We start from the raw sequence: 15,246 nt of genomic DNA, 5'->3' as shown, positions 1-15,246 counted from the left end.
TATGCCGGCGGCGCCCGGCGGCGCTTCTCGCGCGCGGCCGGTTGGACAGTGCAGGCAGTTTAGCTCGCTGCTCGCGTCAAACGCGCTTCGCCAGCGGCACGAACGGCAGATCGTCCGGACCGGTGTAATTCGCGCTCGGACGGATGATCTTGTTGTCGACGCGCTGTTCGATGATGTGCGCGCTCCATCCTGCCGTACGCGAGATCACGAACAGCGGCGTGAACATCGCGGTCGGCACGCCCATCATGTGATACGACACCGCGCTGAACCAGTCGAGGTTCGGGAACATCTTCTTTGCGTCCCACATCACCGATTCGAGCCGCTCGGCGATCGAGAACAGTTTCGTGTTGCCCGCTTCCTTCGACAGCTTCTTCGCGACTTCCTTGATGATCTTGTTGCGCGGGTCCGAGATCGTGTAGACCGGATGGCCAAAGCCGATCACGACTTCCTTGTTCTCGACGCGGCGGCGGATGTCGGCTTCGGCTTCGTCAGGCGTCTGGTAGCGCGACTGGATTTCGAACGCGGCTTCATTGGCGCCGCCGTGTTTCGGGCCGCGCAGCGCGCCGATCGCGCCGGTGACCGCCGAGTACATGTCCGAGCCCGTGCCCGCGATCACGCGGCCGGTGAACGTCGACGCGTTGAACTCGTGCTCCGCGTACAGGTTCAGCGACACGTGCATCGCGTCGACCCACGCCTTCGACGGCTCGACGCCATGCAGCAGATGCAGGAAATGCCCGCCGATCGAATCGTCGTCGGTTTCGACCTCGATGCGCTTGCCGTTGTGCGAGTAGTGATACCAGTACAGCAGCATCGAGCCGAGCGAGGCCATCAGCTTGTCGGCGATATCGCGCGCGCCGGGCAGATTGTGATCGTCTTTCTCGGGCAGCACGGTGCCGAGCACCGACACGCCGGTGCGCATCACGTCCATCGGATGCGCGGCGGCCGGAATCCATTCGAGCGCGGCTTTCACGTTGGCGGGCAGGCCGCGCATCGACTTCAGCTTCGTCTTGTACGCGGTCAGTTCGGCCTGCGTCGGCAGCTTGCCGTGAACCAGCAGATAAGCGATCTCCTCGAATTCGCACGCCTCGGCGATGTCGAGAATGTCATAGCCGCGATAGTGCAGATCGTTGCCGGTCTTGCCGACCGTGCACAGCGCGGTGTTGCCAGCGGTGACGCCCGACAGCGCGACGGATTTTTTCGGTTTGAAAGCGCCTGCGTTCGGCCTGCTGTTGTCTGCTTCGCTCATCGATTGTCTCCAGAAAGGGTTGGAATTTGGCCATTGCTTCGACTGGGCTGCCTTGTACGCAAAGAACGGGCCAGCCCGCACACCGCCAGCTAAGTGCCTGATTTGGCGGGAGTCCGGCGAAGCGATGATGCGACCCGTCCGACGCTTGATTTCATTAATGAAACTCCGGATTTCAAATCGGCAATGAATGCTCGCATAATGGAGGTCCCGAACCATCCCGTTGCGAGCCGTCCGCCTTGAGCACGCCTCTTTATGAACCGCCGCAGCGTCCGCGCGTCTGGGCGCTCAGCATTAGCCGCCTGCGCGATCTGTTCTTCGACATCGCCGGCGAATACGTGGAACGCGCGGATGTTCGCATCGTGTCGCACGCGTTCGAAGACGCGGTGCGCGAAATCGAGGCCGCGGGCGCCGCGCGGCCCGACGTCGTGCTCGCGGGCGGCTCGAACGGCGCGTATCTGAAGACGCGCGTGTCGGTGCCGGTCGTGCGGATCAGTCCGACCGGCTACGACGTCATGCATGCGCTCGCCCGCGCGCGTCGGGAAGGCGCGCGCGTCGCGCTCGTCACGCACGGCGACACGCCCGACGAAGTGCGGCGGTTCGCCGCCGCGTACGCGCTCGATGTCACGTTCGCGTCGTATCAGTCGGCGCAGGACGCGGAGAGCGTCGTGCTCGATCTCAGCGATCGTGGCATCGACGTCGTGGTCGGCCCAGGCATGGTCACCGACCTCGCCGCGAGCGCCGGCATGGGCGCGGTGTTTCTGTACTCGCGCGCGTCGGTGCGGGCCGGTTTCGACACCGCGCTCGAAGTCGCGCAGGCGACGCGCCACGAAACCGTGCGACGCCAGCGGCTCGACACGCTGCTGCAGCACCTGCGCGACGGCGTGGTCGCGCTCGATGCGCAAGGCCGCGTCGAACTGATGAACCAGCGGCTCGCGAGCGTGCTCGGTATCGATGCGGCAAAGGCCGTCGGCCGCGCGCTGCTCGAACTCGCGCCCGACCTCGCGGGCAGTCTGCCGGACCCGGAGGGCGACAGCTTCTGCACAGTGCGCGGCGCCAGCTATGTCGTGCATCGCGGGCCGCTCGCAAGCAGCGGCGCGGCGCCGGGCACCGTGCTGACGTTTCAGGAATCGCGCGCGGTCGAACGGCTCGATCGGACGCTGCGCGCGCGTCAACGCGTGCAGCAGTTCACCGCGCGCTACCGGCTCGACGATATCGTCGGCGCGTCGGAATCGATCGAACGGGTGCGCGCGCTCGTCGCGCGTTATGCGAGGTCGGACGCGACCGTGCTGATTCTCGGCGAAAGCGGCACTGGCAAGGAGATGGTCGCGCAGAGCATGCATCAACGGAGCGCGCGACGCGACTTCGCGTTCGTCGCGATCAATTGCGGCGCGTTTCCGGAGGCGCTGCTCGAAAGCGAGCTATTCGGCTACGAGGAAGGCGCGTTCACCGGCGCGCGCAAGGGCGGCAAGGCGGGGCTGATCGAGGTCGCGCATCGCGGCACGCTGTTTCTCGACGAGATCGGCGAGATGCCGTTGCCGTTGCAAAGCCGCCTGTTGCGCGTGTTGCAGGAGCGCGAGGTGGTGCGGCTCGGATCGACGGAGCCGATGCGCGTCGATATCCGCATCGTCGCGGCGACGCATCGCGCGCTGACCGACGCCGTCGCAGAGGACAGTTTCCGTGCCGATCTGTACTACCGGCTCAACATCCTCAGCATCGCGCTACCGCCGCTGCGCGAGCGGCCGAATGACCTGCTGCCGCTCGCCGCCGAACTGTTGCGCCAGGCGGCCGCGCGCGAGCCGAGGCTGGCGGCGCGCGTGCCCGACGCGCAGACCGCCGCTCGCATGCTGGAGGGTTTGGGCGCGGCGTTGCGGCGCTATGCGTGGCCGGGCAATGTGCGCGAGTTGCAGAACGTGATCGAGCGGATCGCGGTTGAACTCGCCGATGGCGATGCGGACACGGATGCGAGTGCGGCGCTCGTCACGCGCGACATGCTGCGCGCGATCGCGCCGGAAGTCGTCGAGCCCATCGCGCGCGCGAAGCCGGCGGCGCTGACGCTGCGCGAGCGCAGCCGTCATGTCGAGGCCGATGAAATCCGCGCGGTGCTCGCGGCCCACGAGGGCGATCGCGATGCGGCTTGCGCCGCATTGGGCATCAGCAAGACGACGTTGTGGCGCAAGTTGAATGCGGGGCGGTAGAGATGGTTACGGTTTCACTGCCCGCACGATCACGCCGTCCCAACCGAATACGACGCGATGCGCATCCATGCGGAATACGGCCGCGCAATTGTCGCTGTCCAGCAGTAGGGTCTTCGGGGGCAAGCCCGTATCTTCGAGGTTGATACCGTAATAGTCCTTGAGCTTCGGCGCGGTATTGACGGTGCGGACGTTGAAACCGCCGTGCGGACGACAGCGCTCGCCTGCGAATTCGATCTGCCCAGTCGATATGCTCAGCACCTTGCCGAGCAGTCGTTTTGCCTCGGGTATTCCGCCCGAAACATCGCTGTATCCGACCACATCGGTGACGGTCCATTTTCCGTTGAATGATGACGGGGTGGCCGTGAGCCCGGCGGCAGAGCAGGAGGTCGCAATCAGGCAAATTACTAGCGCCGGGTACAGTGGTTTTAGCATCACGGCCACTGCTTCCCGAAAGGCGCCGATTCCCGTAGTCGCAGATTCACGAGTCGAATCGCCTACTCAGCGTCGATCTCGAGCGTCTCAAATTCCACAGCTAGCTCCGCGCCGGCCGTTGCGAGGACTAGCGCTACTTGAGACCCCGGCGTCTTCGAAAACCGCTCGCTTTTAGAGAGCATGGCGCGGGCGAGATCGTAATTCGTGTCCCCCGGCGTGAGGATCTTCATCTCAAAGACGATGTTATTGGACACGCTGAAATGTTCAACGGTGCAGCGACTGGTTCCGCTAAAAGTTGCCGTCGCTCGCTTCCCTTCATCCTCCAACATGACAATAAGTTTATGCTTATCCCGAACCACGAGAGCGTTGATATACCAGTCGTGGAAGTAACCAAATTCCTTGAGTTTGTCCATCAAAAAAATCCTTTACCAAGGTAGCAGCGAAAATGCATTTCCCTTATCTCTAACGCCATTTTCCCAATTATGGGAGTGTGGAACGCCAAACCCGTGATCGTGACCGAAATCAATATCGACGGCCGCGTTACCGTCTCCGTCATATAAGCGCCATTGTTTCTTGCCCGATGTGTTTTCGACCCATTGGTTAGGTGACCCTCCTTCTGAGGGAAGCCATGCCGTTTGCATTTCACCGCCCGTGGGAATGTCCTCGCTGTACTCAAACGGCTGAGCTTCGCCTAACGAACCAACACGGGGAGAATACGACGGCGTACCGGCATTCTGCGGCACCCGGGGGCTGTTGCCATAGAGGGACCTGAGCATGTCTGCGTCGTTCGGTTGCCGCGCGCACACGGGGCTTGACCGGGACGCCTTTTCCCGCTGCTCCCGTATCGCCTGCACGCACTTGAGCATCTCGTCCCGTTCAGGGACGAAGATCAGGCTACCGTCCTTCACTTCGTTGTACAGGGCTTTGGCAACCTCATCGTCTTTCATCCTGTACATATAAAAGCGGTTGTCACTCCGGCCGAGCATATCGCGTAACTCGTATGACTGGTGCGACAGCAGCACGGATGGGCTATGTTGCAGCCACGCCGCGCGCGCTTCCTCCATGCCCTGCACAATGTCATCGTGTGCTTCGCGGGCTGTGCTCGCCGGCAATGCAAAATGGAACCACCGATCCACGTCAAACAGCCAGCGAGACCTGATGTGAAGGTTGAACGATCTGTAGAGGCTGACCGAGAAGAGATGTCCGTGCCGCCTTTCACGGACCTCATGGTAAGAACCCAGGGAAAGTGAAGTCATCGTGCCTCACAGTCAATAAAGGAGGCCCGATTGTGCATCAAGGTACCATCCCAAAAACCCCCCTGGTTAAGCCTTGCAGGAGGGGCACGCCGCGCCTGGCACGGCATGAACGAATGCACCACGAATAAAATAACCGCCACCACATCCCCAGCCCAATTCTTCAAAGGAGAAGCCCACCATGTCGAACAAATACCGGATTGCCGTCATCCCCGGCGACGGCATCGGCGTCGAGGTAATGCCCGAAGCGCTGCGCGTACTCGAAGTCGCGACGAAACGCTTCGGCATCGAGCTCGAATATCGGCACATCGAATGGGCGAGCTGCGACTACTACGCGAAGCACGGCAAGATGATGCCGGACGACTGGAAAGCGCAAGTGCAATCGGCCGATGCGATCCTGTTCGGCGCGGTCGGCTGGCCCGACACCGTGCCCGATCACATCTCGCTGTGGGGGTCGCTGCTGAAGTTTCGCCGCGAATTCGACCAGTATGTGAATCTGCGGCCCGCACGGCTCTTTGCGGGCGTTCCCTCGCCGCTCGCGGGACGCAAGGCCGGCGACATCGACTTCTGGATCGTGCGCGAGAACACCGAGGGTGAGTATTCGTCAGTGGGCGGCGTGATGTTCGAAGGCACCGAGCGCGAGTTCGTGCTGCAGGAGTCGGTGTTTACGCGGCATGGCAGCGAGCGCCTGCTGAAGTTCGCGTTCGATCTCGCGCAGCGCCGCGCGCGCAAGCAAATCACCGTCGCAACGAAGAGCAACGGCATCGCGATCAGCATGCCGTGGTGGGACAAATGCGCGGCCGGCATCGCCGCGCAGTATCCGGACGTCACGTGGGACAAGCAGCACATCGACATCCTGTGCGCGCGTTTCGTCCTGAACCCGGACCGTTTCGACGTGGTCGTCGCGACCAATCTGTTCGGCGACATCCTGTCCGATCTCGGCCCCGCGTGCACGGGCACGATCGGCCTCGCGCCGTCGGGCAACCTGAATCCGGACCGCAAGTTTCCGTCGCTGTTCGAGCCGGTGCACGGCTCGGCACCCGATATCGCCGGCAAGCACATCGCGAATCCGATCGCGATGATCTGGTCGGCCGCGATGATGCTCGACTTCCTCGGTCATTCGAGCGGCAAGGAGCGCGAAGCGCACGACGCGATCCTGAAGGCGATCGAGGCGACGCTGATCGAGGGTCCGCACACCGGCGACCTCGGCGGTAAAGCAAGCACGAGCGAAGTCGGCGAGGCGATCGCGGCAAAACTCGCCTGATATGAACGGCGCGCCAGGCCCATCAAAGCGCGCTGCGAATGCCTGGCCGCCGATCGTTCGACATGAAGGGATGACGGCACAACGCCGGATGCGCCGCTATCGACAGTTGCGCCGCTCGTAGAGCGCTCGACGGCCACACGCTGCCTTTCGAGCAGGGCGAATTCAATCTCGCCTATGCGATGTGCGTGTTCCATCATATCGATCACGCCGAGCATGTTGATTTGTTGGGCGAACTGAAACGCGTCGTGGGTCCGCGGGGTACGGTCGTCATCTTCGAGCATAATCCGCTGAACCCGCTGACCGTCAGGGCGGTCAACACCTGCGAGTTCGATGTGAACGCCAAACTGATCACCGCGCGCAACATGAAGCGGGCGTGCCTCGATGCAGGCTTTTCCGACGTTGTCGTGCGCTTCCGGATTTTCATTCCTCACATGCTGGCCAAACTGCGTCCACTCGAAAAATATCTGACCCATGTTCCGCTCCGCGCCCAATACGCCGTCGACGCGAGCGCCGCATGAAGGCGGCCATTCGATGAACAGTCTACGCACGACAGCATCGCGTACCGAACCTCTTCGCCAGTTCATCAAGTAACTTCTGGTTGGCGGCCTCAATACGGTGATCTCGGCCGCCATCATCTTTATCGTGCAAGCGGCGGGCGCGATTCCTGTAGTTGCCAACATAGTCGGCTACGCGATGGGTGTGGGACTGAGCTTCGCGCTCAACAGCAGGTTCACGTTCAGGACGGAGGCCACGCGGCACACCGCCATCCGCTTTCTGATCGTCGTGCTGATCTCGTACCTGGCCAATCTCGCGACGATGGTTTCGGTGTTGCATCTCACGCACGCGCCCTATCTCGCGCAACTGTGCGGCATTCCCGTCTACGTGATCGTGGGCTTTCTCGGCAACCGGTATTGGGCGATGCGCGGGCGCGCACGCTGAAAATGCGCCTCGTATCCGCACGTCATTGATATCTGTTCACGATTTTGTCGACGTGGCGGGATACGGTAAGCACATGTCGGAAGAACATTTACTATCTTTTGCGGAAGGCGCCAGGAATAACAACGTCTTACGAAAAGATTACCAATGCCATTCACCGAGGACGCCGCCATGAGCCGAGAAGCCTATCCGATCGAAGTCGCATTTCCCGATATCGCGCCGCACGAGCCATCGTCGTCGGGCGTTGCATACGTCCACACGTTCGATTCGGGCGTGCCCGGCCCGCACGTGATGATCAACGCGCTCACGCACGGCAACGAAGTGTGCGGCGCGATCGTCGTCGACGATCTGCTGCGACGCGCGCTGCGGCCGCGACGCGGACAGCTCACGCTGTCGTTCGCGAACGTCGCCGCGTACCGGCGCTTCGATCCGGCGAATCCGGACGCCGCGCGCTTCGTCGATCAGGACTTCAACCGCGTGTGGACGGCGGCGGTGCTCGACGACACGTCGCGCAGGTCGAGCGAACTGCAGCGCGCGCGTGCGATGCGCCCGGTGATCGATACGGTCGACGCGCTGCTCGACCTGCATTCGATGCACGAGCGGTGCAAGCCGCTGATAGTCGCGGGACCGCTGCAAAAAGGCATCGACCTCGCGGTGCGGCTCGGTACGCCCGCCACGGTGATCTGCGACGAAGGGCATCCCGAAGGCCGCCGCATGCGCGACTACGAAGGGTTCGGCGATGCCGCGAGCCCGAAGAACGCGCTGCTGATCGAATGCGGCCAGCATTGGGAGCGCCGTGCGGTGGCGGTCGCGCGCGATACGACCGCGCGCTTCCTGCTGCTGGCCGGCGTGATCGACGAAGCGGATCTGCCGCCTGGATGGCTCGCGCCATTGCCGCCCGAGCAGAACATCGTGCGCGTGACACAGCCGGTCGTCGCGACCAGCATGGACTTCAGCTTCGCCGCGGCGTACACCGGCCTCGAGGTTTTCGCCGAGGCGGGCGCCCTGATCGGCTGGTCGAACGGCGAAGAGGTGCGCACCCCCTACGACAACTGCATGCTCGTGATGCCGTCGCTGCGGCAGTTACGCCCCGGTGTGACGGTGGTCCGGCTGGGGCGAATCGAGCGGACGGTGGCCAATCCCGGGGTGACGGCCTGACGGGCTGATGTCTCGACGCCGTTCGCCGGTTGTTTTGGCGCGTTGAGCTTGGCGCGCCTCGTCCTTTCTGCGGCCCTATTGCAGCGCGCCGCCTCCCACGCATCGGCGGGCACGTCCGCCACTGCGAAGCTCGGGTATTCCCCCGTTGACCGCATCGATTTCATTCCTTACAGTGGCGCGCGTTCGCATAGAGAATCACAGTTCTTTATTCGAACAAATTCCCTCGCCCGACGCGATTCCGTCAAACCGATCCGTCCGGGATGATTCATTGCCGGTGAATGGCCAGTTGGCCCGCCGCAGGCATCGTACGCCGTTGCCAGACGGCGTACAGTCTTAGAGAAGAATAGCTCGTCGTGTCGGGCCTTTCGCTGCCAGGAGACCATCATGAACCGCAGCCCCGCTGTGAACGTTCAAACCTTCATCAACGAGCATCCGTTTTCGCCGTTCCAATGGCTGATCTTTTTCATGTGCTTCATCATCGTCCTGCTGGACGGTTTTGACACTGCTGCGATCGGCTTCATCGCGCCTTCACTGATCACCGAATGGGGTATCAACAAGCCCGCGCTCGCGCCGGTGCTGAGCGCCGCGCTGTTCGGCCTCGCGTGCGGCGCGCTCGGCTCGGGTCCGTTGTCCGACCGCCTCGGGCGTCGCTCGATGCTGGTCGGCTCGGTGCTGCTGTTCGGCGTCGCCTGCCTCGCGTCGGCGTTTTCGACCGGCATCGACCAACTGACCGTGCTGCGCTTCGTCACCGGCGTCGGCCTCGGCGCCGCGATGCCGAACGCGGTCACGATGATGGGCGAGTACTGCCCGGACAACCGCCGCGCCACCGTGATCAACCTGATGTTCTGTGGCTTCCCGCTCGGCGCCGCGTTCGGCGGCTTCCTCGCCGCGTGGATGATTCCGCATCTGGGCTGGCGCAGTGTGCTGATCCTCGGCGGCGTCACGCCGCTGCTGCTGTTGCTGCTGTTGCTCGCGAAGATGCCAGAGTCGGTCCGCTACATGGTCGCGAATAACAAGCCGGCCGAGCGGATTCGCGCCGCTCTCGCGCGCATTTCCGGCGACGCGGTGCAGGCCGTCGGTTTCACGATGACCGAAACCGCGCCGCAAACCGGCGGCAAGGGGCTCGGCGTCGTGCTGTCGCGCTCGTACATCGTCGGTTCGGTGATGCTGTGGCTCGCGTACTTCATGGGTCTCGTGATCTTCTACGCATCGATCAACTGGATGCCGATCCTGCTGAAGGACGCCGGCCTCACGCCGCAACGCGCGACGCTGATCTCCGCTCTGTTCCCGCTCGGCGGCGTCGGCGCGGTAGTGGCCGGCGTGCTGATGGACCGCTTCAACGCGAACCGCGTCATTGCGGTGTGCTATGCACTGACCGCCGTCAGCGTGTACTTCATCGGTCAGGCGGCCGGCAACGTCGGCGCGCTCGTGCTGATCGTGTTCATTGCCGGCGTGCTGATGAACACCGCGCAATCGTCGATGCCGGCGCTCGCCGCCGCGTTCTACCCGACCGTGGGCCGCGGCACGGGCGTCGCGTGGATGCTTGGCGTCGGCCGCTTCGGCGGCATTGCGGGTTCGTTCCTCGTAGCCGAGTTGGCGCGCCGCCACTTCTCGTTCGGCGGCATCTTCGCGACGATCGCGGTGGCGGGTCTGCTGTCGTGCGTCGCGCTGCTGATCAAGCAGGCGGCACGGCCGCAGGCGGCGGAAGCGGGTGCGTCGAAGACGGAGTCGTTCGGCCATTGAGCGTGCAATGAAATGTGCGCGCCAGCGGACCGGTAACGGTTCGACCGAGTGGTGACCCGGAAGCCGCCCTGCGAATCGCAGGGCGGCTTTTTATTTCACTGAGCGCCTGGAATCTCTCGCTTACCTGAACGCGATCAGTTGCTCGACACACAGCAGCACGGCAATCAGAACCATCGCCGCGCCTGAAACCTGGCTAAAGGATCGGCCGCTGCCGCTGTGACGCATCGACGTCCCACCCGTTCGCCTGCGGCATGTGATCCACGGCGGCAAAAGCGCCCCGGCCTACTTCCCTATACACTACGCAACAATTTTTCCGCGCGCGGCCCGGCGCGGCGATCACCGCCGCTTCCGCGCCGCCGCCGTCTCATGTCAGGACTCCGGTAATGAAACGCGTAGTCGTATCCGCGCTCGTCGCGCTGTGCATCGCGCAGCCGGCCGCTCAGGCCGTCGCGCAGACCGTCAGCGATCAATGTTTCGCGCTCGGCGATATCGCCGGCCAGGTCGCGTCGTGGCGCGCACACAAAAAGACCAAAGCTCAGGCGCTCGAGCAGGCCGCCCACTACTACAAAGACCCGTCCGACCGCGCTGCCGTCGACGCGATCATCGAAAAGATCTACAGCCCCGACGCGCCACACATGACGCCCGATCAGGCGAGCATGGCGATCACGTCGGACTGCGTGAACCAGCACAAGGGGCAGGCATCGCCGGCACAGTGATGCCGGCGTGTCCCCATGCGCGTAGCGGCTGGCGCGCATTCAGCCGCGCGTCACCCGCGATGCGCTAGCGCCGCCGGAACGCATCCAGCGACGACAGTGCGTTGCCGTGGAAATCGAACAGCGTGTTGTTGTCCCACTGGTCGCCAGCGCCGACTTTCCACCCGACGTTCGGCGTCGGAATCCACTCGGGCTCCCACCAGAACACGCCCTTGCCGTGTTCGTCGGGGATCCCCTTCACGATATCGGTCACCGCGCCGAGAAACTGCGCCTGGCCGGCGGGCGTCTGCGGGTACGGCGAGGTGCCGACGTTGGTCATCGAGTCCGGTTCCGGATCGCCGTCGCTGGTCGTCCACGGATACGCGGTCTCGACGACGATCACGTCCTTGTCGTAGAGCGTCGCAAGATCGTTCACATTGCCCTGCAGGTCGCTGAACGAGCCCTGCCATTGCGGGTAATACGACAGGCCGATCACGTCGAACGTGACGCCACGCTGCGTCATGTTGTCGAACCACCAGCGGCTCGTCGCGTTGTTGCCGCCGCTGTCGATATGCAGCATCACCTTGATGCGCCCGTCGACGGATTTGACCGCGTCGTGCCCGGCCTTCAGCAGCGCCGCGAGGTTATCGAGCTGATCGTACTTGCCGAGCGGCCACAGCATGCCACCGGTGATCTCATTGCCGATCTGCACCCACTCGGGATGCACGCCGTCGCGCTCGAGCATCCGCAACACGTTCGACGTATACGCGGACAGCAGCGCGCAGGTCTCGGTGATGTCCTTGCCGGCCCAGTCGTGCGGCGGGTACTGCTTGCCCGGATCGGCCCACCAGTCGCTGTAGTGGAAGTCGATCAGAATACGCAGGCCGAGCGCGGCGGCGCGGCGCGCGAGAATGCGCACGTGCCCGGCATTGTTCCAGCCGGCCGCGGGGCTCTGATTGGCCGGAAAGAAGTCAGGATTGCCGGGATCGTTCCACACCTTGATACGGATCGAATCGATGCCGTGACGCTTCAGAATATGCAGGCAGTCGTGCGCCTCGCCATGCTCGTAATACTTCGCGCCGTTCGCTTCGAGTTCGAGCAACGTCGAGACATCCGCGCCCATCGCGAAGCGGCTCGCGCGCGCGGCGGCGTCCTGCGCCGTGGCGTTGCCGGGCGCCCCACCTTGCTCCACCGCAACAGCGGGCGCGCCGAGCGTCGCGCCGACACCCGCCGCCGCAGCGACGCCCGCCAGCCATCCCAGCATTTCTCTTCGGTTCATCCGTCATCCTCCATCGATTAAATGGCGGCTCTTTGCGGGCCGCCTGGTCCTGGTTTGATGCGTCCGTGTTGCAACCTACGAGTTTTGAACTGCGAGTTTTCAGGCTGCTGCTACCGCTTCCTCCCTGGTTGACTTCCTGACGTGACGTGACAACCACACCACGTCACGCGTCTTTCCACGCGCAGACGTCGCCGGTATTCAGGCGCGGCTCGCCGAGCACGAACGTCGCATTGCGCGGTGCTGGCGCCTGCACTGGTTGCGCGCCGAAATTGAATGCGAAGGTCAAGCCGCCGCGGCGGCGCAGCCTCAGTCCGTCGGCGAGTACCTGCGTATCGAGGCCCGCGTCGCGCGCCGCCTGCCGCAACAGCGTGCGATGCAGTTCATGCGACAGCCAGCCGGCCACATAGCGCACGTTGCCGTGCGTCAGCAGCGCGGGCCAGGCATCGTCGAAGCGCACGGCAATGCGTGTCTCGCCATTGGCGCGCACATGCTCGCGCCAGTGCAGCGCGTGACCCTCGGTGCCGTCGATCGACAGCGCGGGCGCGAGCGTCGAGCGCAGCGTTTCGACTTCGAGCACCTGGATCGGCAGCGCGCGCTGCAACGCGCCGGGCGGCAGATTGCCGGGAATCGCGAACGCGTCGGTTTTCGAGCCGCTGCGTGGGCCGAACACCCATTGCGCGTTCGAACGCGCGATCTGCTCGACGAGCGCGGCGTCGATCACCGCGAGACTCGGCACCACGACTAGCTGGTAGCGCGAAAGATCTGCCCGGCTCGACACGATATCGATATCGAGCCCGAGTTCACGCAGCGACTCGTAGTAGTCGAACGCGAGCGTCTGGTAGTCGAAGCCCTTGCCGTGATGCTGGATTTCGAACATCCACTGCGTCTCGTAGTCGAATACCAGCGCGGTGGCCGCGCGCGCGGGCGCGGCGAGCGTCGACAGCGCCGTACTGCCCGCGATCTCACGCGCGGCCCGTTGCACCTCGAGACCGCCCGGCGACAGTTCGTCGTTCGGCAGATTGAGCCCGGAATGCATCTGCTCCTGCGCATACGGGCACTGACGCCAACGGAAATACGACACCAGCTCCGCGCCATGCGCGAACGCCTCGTACGCCCAAAGCCGCACCATGCCCGGCGCCGGAATCGGATTCCACGACGCCCAGTTCACCGGACCGGCCTGCTGCTCCATCACCCAGAAGCGCCCTCCGCCAATGCCCCGGTAGCGGTCGTGATCGAACGCGGACACGTCGGGATGTCCGGTACGCGCGAAGCGCGCCTTCTGCTCCTCCGGCAACGCGATCGACTCAGTGCGCGCAATCGGATAGCTGTCCCATGCGGCGACGTCGATCGCGTTGTCGGCGGCGAAACGATAGTGATCGAAGGTCGTGAAAAAGCCCATGAAGTTGTGCAGCAGATCCGCGTTCGGCGCATGCTCGCGCAGTACGTCGATCTGCTCGCGATGGAAGCTCGCCACCTCGTCGGACATGAAGCGGCGGAAGTCGAGCAGATGGATCGGATTGGCGTCGGTGGGTGTCAGCGTCGGCAGCCCGATCGCGTCGAACGACGGGTACTCCATGCTCCAGAACACATTGCCCCACGCGTCGTTCAACGCGCCGATCGTTGCGTAGCGCCGCTGCAGCCACGCGTGAAAGCGCTGCAACGCCGAGGCCGAATAGCTCGGCACCGTGTCGTGGCAGCCGAGTTCGTTATCGGTCTGCCATGCGACGATCGACGGATGCCGGCCATAGCGCTTCGCCATCGCGGTGACGATGCGCACGCATTCGCGCCGGTACGTGTCGCTCGAAATATCGTAGTGACGCCGCGAGCCGAAATTCCAGCGCGTGCCGTCCGCGCGCACCGGCAACACGTCCGGGTGGGCGTCGACGAGCCACTTCGGCGGCGAAGCGGTCGGCGTGCCGAGCACGAGTTTCAGGCCCGCATTCGCGAGCGTTTCGATCGCTTCGTCGAGCCATTGCCAGTCGAATTCGCCGGCGCGCGGCTCCATACGGCTCCACGCGAATTCGGCGATCCGCACATGCGTGATGCCGAGTTCGACCATACGTTGCGCGTCGTCGGCCCACATCGCGTGCGGCCATTGTTCCGGGTAGTAGCAGACACCAAGTTGCATGTGAAAGTCTCGTGGTGAGTTGACGTCGAGCCGTCGTTTCAATCGTGTTTCAAGCGCCCTTTATCCCTTGCTCGCCCCGAAGGTCAGTCCGGCGACGAAGTGCCTCTGCATGCCGAAGAACATCAGCACCGAAGGCAACGCGGCCAGCACCGAGCCCGCCGCGACGAGGTTCCACGCGGTCGTCCACTGCCCTTTCAGCGCGGCGACGCCCACCGTGATCGGCGCGGCGTCGTCGCCTTGCGTAAGGCACAGCGCCCAGAAGTAGTCGTTCCACACGAACGTGAACACGAGGATCGCGAGCGCGGCGAGCGCGGGGCGGATCAGCGGCAGCACGATGCGCAGATAGATCGTCCACTCGCCCGCACCTTCGACGCGCGCGGCCTCGATCATCTCGAACGGCAGTTGCTTGATGAAGTTGCGCAAAAACAAGGTGCAGAAGCCGGTCTGAAACGACACATGAAAGATCACCAGCGCCCACACGGTGTTGAACAGGCCGAACTTCAGCGCCATGTCGCGCACTGGAATCATCAGGATCTGGATCGGCACGAAATTGCCGGCGACGAACGCGAACAGCACGGCCGTGTTGCCCGGAAAGCGATACGTCGCCAACGCGAAGCCCGCCATCGACGCGAGCGCGATCGCGCCGATCACCGACGGCACCGTGATCAGCACGCTATTGGCGAAGTAATGCAGCATCGGCGTTTGCGTGAGCGCGGTGCCGTAGTTCTCCAGCAACGCGAAGTGTTTCGGCCACGTCCAGTAATCGCCTTGCGACAATTCATCCGTCGAGCGGATCGAGGTCAGCAGCACGGCGAGCATCGGCAGCAGCCAGATAAACAGCGCCAGCGGCAGCGAGGCCTTGTAAAGCGTGCGATTCAGCGGTTTCCAGCGTTCGACGGGAAGCGGATACATGACCGGGT

At 63.8% G+C, this 15,246-nt stretch carries 14 protein-coding genes; 7 read left to right on the top strand and 7 right to left on the bottom strand.

Annotated features, from left to right (window positions below):
- Positions 1-76 precede the first annotated feature (76 nt).
- Positions 77-1,246: a bifunctional 2-methylcitrate synthase/citrate synthase gene (gene prpC, locus OKW41_RS07430; RefSeq protein WP_429572054.1), complete on the bottom strand. Its 1,170-nt coding sequence runs from the start codon at positions 1,244-1,246 to the stop codon at positions 77-79.
- A 236-nt stretch (positions 1,247-1,482) separates the two neighbouring features.
- Here prpC and prpR point away from each other — a divergent pair, with 236 nt between their 5' ends.
- Entirely contained in the window at positions 1,483-3,441 is a 1,959-nt protein-coding gene (gene prpR / locus OKW41_RS07425) for a propionate catabolism operon regulatory protein PrpR (protein WP_429572053.1), read from the top strand.
- A 6-nt stretch (positions 3,442-3,447) separates the two neighbouring features.
- On the opposite strand, the gene OKW41_RS07420 is transcribed toward prpR, so the two are convergent.
- The 3 genes from OKW41_RS07420 to OKW41_RS07410 all read right to left on the bottom strand — a co-directional run bounded on the left by OKW41_RS07420 (position 3,448) and on the right by OKW41_RS07410 (position 5,129).
- The gene (locus OKW41_RS07420; protein ID WP_429572052.1) at positions 3,448-3,873 is read right to left on the bottom strand and encodes a hypothetical protein; all 426 of its coding nucleotides are present in this window, start codon (positions 3,871-3,873) and stop codon (positions 3,448-3,450) included.
- A 62-nt stretch (positions 3,874-3,935) separates the two neighbouring features.
- Positions 3,936-4,286, bottom strand: a complete 351-nt coding sequence (locus OKW41_RS07415; RefSeq protein WP_429334274.1) for a hypothetical protein — start codon at positions 4,284-4,286, stop codon at positions 3,936-3,938.
- A gap of 12 nt (positions 4,287-4,298) precedes the next feature.
- Positions 4,299-5,129, bottom strand: a complete 831-nt coding sequence (locus OKW41_RS07410; RefSeq protein ID WP_429572051.1) for a hypothetical protein — start codon at positions 5,127-5,129, stop codon at positions 4,299-4,301.
- Positions 5,130-5,307: 178 nt separating this feature from the next.
- Here OKW41_RS07410 and OKW41_RS07405 point away from each other — a divergent pair, with 178 nt between their 5' ends.
- From OKW41_RS07405 to OKW41_RS07380, 6 genes are all read left to right on the top strand, one after another.
- Positions 5,308-6,390 carry a tartrate dehydrogenase gene (locus OKW41_RS07405; protein WP_429572050.1) on the top strand — a complete coding sequence of 361 codons (1,083 nt, stop codon included), beginning with the start codon at positions 5,308-5,310 and terminating at the stop codon, positions 6,388-6,390.
- Positions 6,391-6,488: 98 nt separating this feature from the next.
- Complete coding sequence (locus OKW41_RS07400; RefSeq protein ID WP_429573360.1) at positions 6,489-6,908, top strand: class I SAM-dependent methyltransferase; 420 nt, start codon at positions 6,489-6,491, stop codon at positions 6,906-6,908.
- A 76-nt stretch (positions 6,909-6,984) separates the two neighbouring features.
- Positions 6,985-7,329 (top strand): GtrA family protein, encoded by a 345-nt coding sequence (locus tag OKW41_RS07395; protein WP_429446935.1) that lies wholly within the window; start codon positions 6,985-6,987, stop codon positions 7,327-7,329.
- 168 nt (positions 7,330-7,497) lie between these two features.
- The gene (locus OKW41_RS07390; RefSeq protein ID WP_429572049.1) at positions 7,498-8,484 is read left to right on the top strand and encodes a M14 family metallopeptidase; all 987 of its coding nucleotides are present in this window, start codon (positions 7,498-7,500) and stop codon (positions 8,482-8,484) included.
- A 384-nt stretch (positions 8,485-8,868) separates the two neighbouring features.
- On the top strand, positions 8,869-10,227 hold the full coding sequence (locus tag OKW41_RS07385) for an MFS transporter (protein ID WP_429445857.1): 1,359 nt from the start codon (positions 8,869-8,871) through the stop codon (positions 10,225-10,227).
- 383 nt (positions 10,228-10,610) lie between these two features.
- Positions 10,611-10,943: a hypothetical protein gene (locus tag OKW41_RS07380; protein ID WP_429572048.1), complete on the top strand. Its 333-nt coding sequence runs from the start codon at positions 10,611-10,613 to the stop codon at positions 10,941-10,943.
- A gap of 64 nt (positions 10,944-11,007) precedes the next feature.
- On the opposite strand, the gene OKW41_RS07375 is transcribed toward OKW41_RS07380, so the two are convergent.
- The 3 genes from OKW41_RS07375 to OKW41_RS07365 form a co-directional block, all read right to left on the bottom strand.
- On the bottom strand, positions 11,008-12,198 hold the full coding sequence (locus OKW41_RS07375; protein ID WP_429572047.1) for a glycoside hydrolase family 53 protein: 1,191 nt from the start codon (positions 12,196-12,198) through the stop codon (positions 11,008-11,010).
- 163 nt (positions 12,199-12,361) lie between these two features.
- Positions 12,362-14,326 (bottom strand): beta-galactosidase, encoded by a 1,965-nt coding sequence (locus OKW41_RS07370; RefSeq protein WP_429572046.1) that lies wholly within the window; start codon positions 14,324-14,326, stop codon positions 12,362-12,364.
- Positions 14,327-14,386: 60 nt separating this feature from the next.
- Positions 14,387-15,238, bottom strand: coding sequence for a carbohydrate ABC transporter permease (locus tag OKW41_RS07365; RefSeq protein ID WP_429445850.1), 852 nt, complete (start codon positions 15,236-15,238; stop codon positions 14,387-14,389).
- Between the last annotated feature and the right edge of the window lie 8 nt (positions 15,239-15,246).

It is taken from the genome of Paraburkholderia sp. UCT70, from assembly GCF_050434085.1.
In the GTDB taxonomy this organism is placed as follows: Bacteria; Pseudomonadota; Gammaproteobacteria; order Burkholderiales; family Burkholderiaceae; genus Paraburkholderia; species Paraburkholderia tuberum.
Note: the sequence above shows the minus strand (reverse complement) of the source record. Positions and strands in the feature narration are given on the sequence as shown.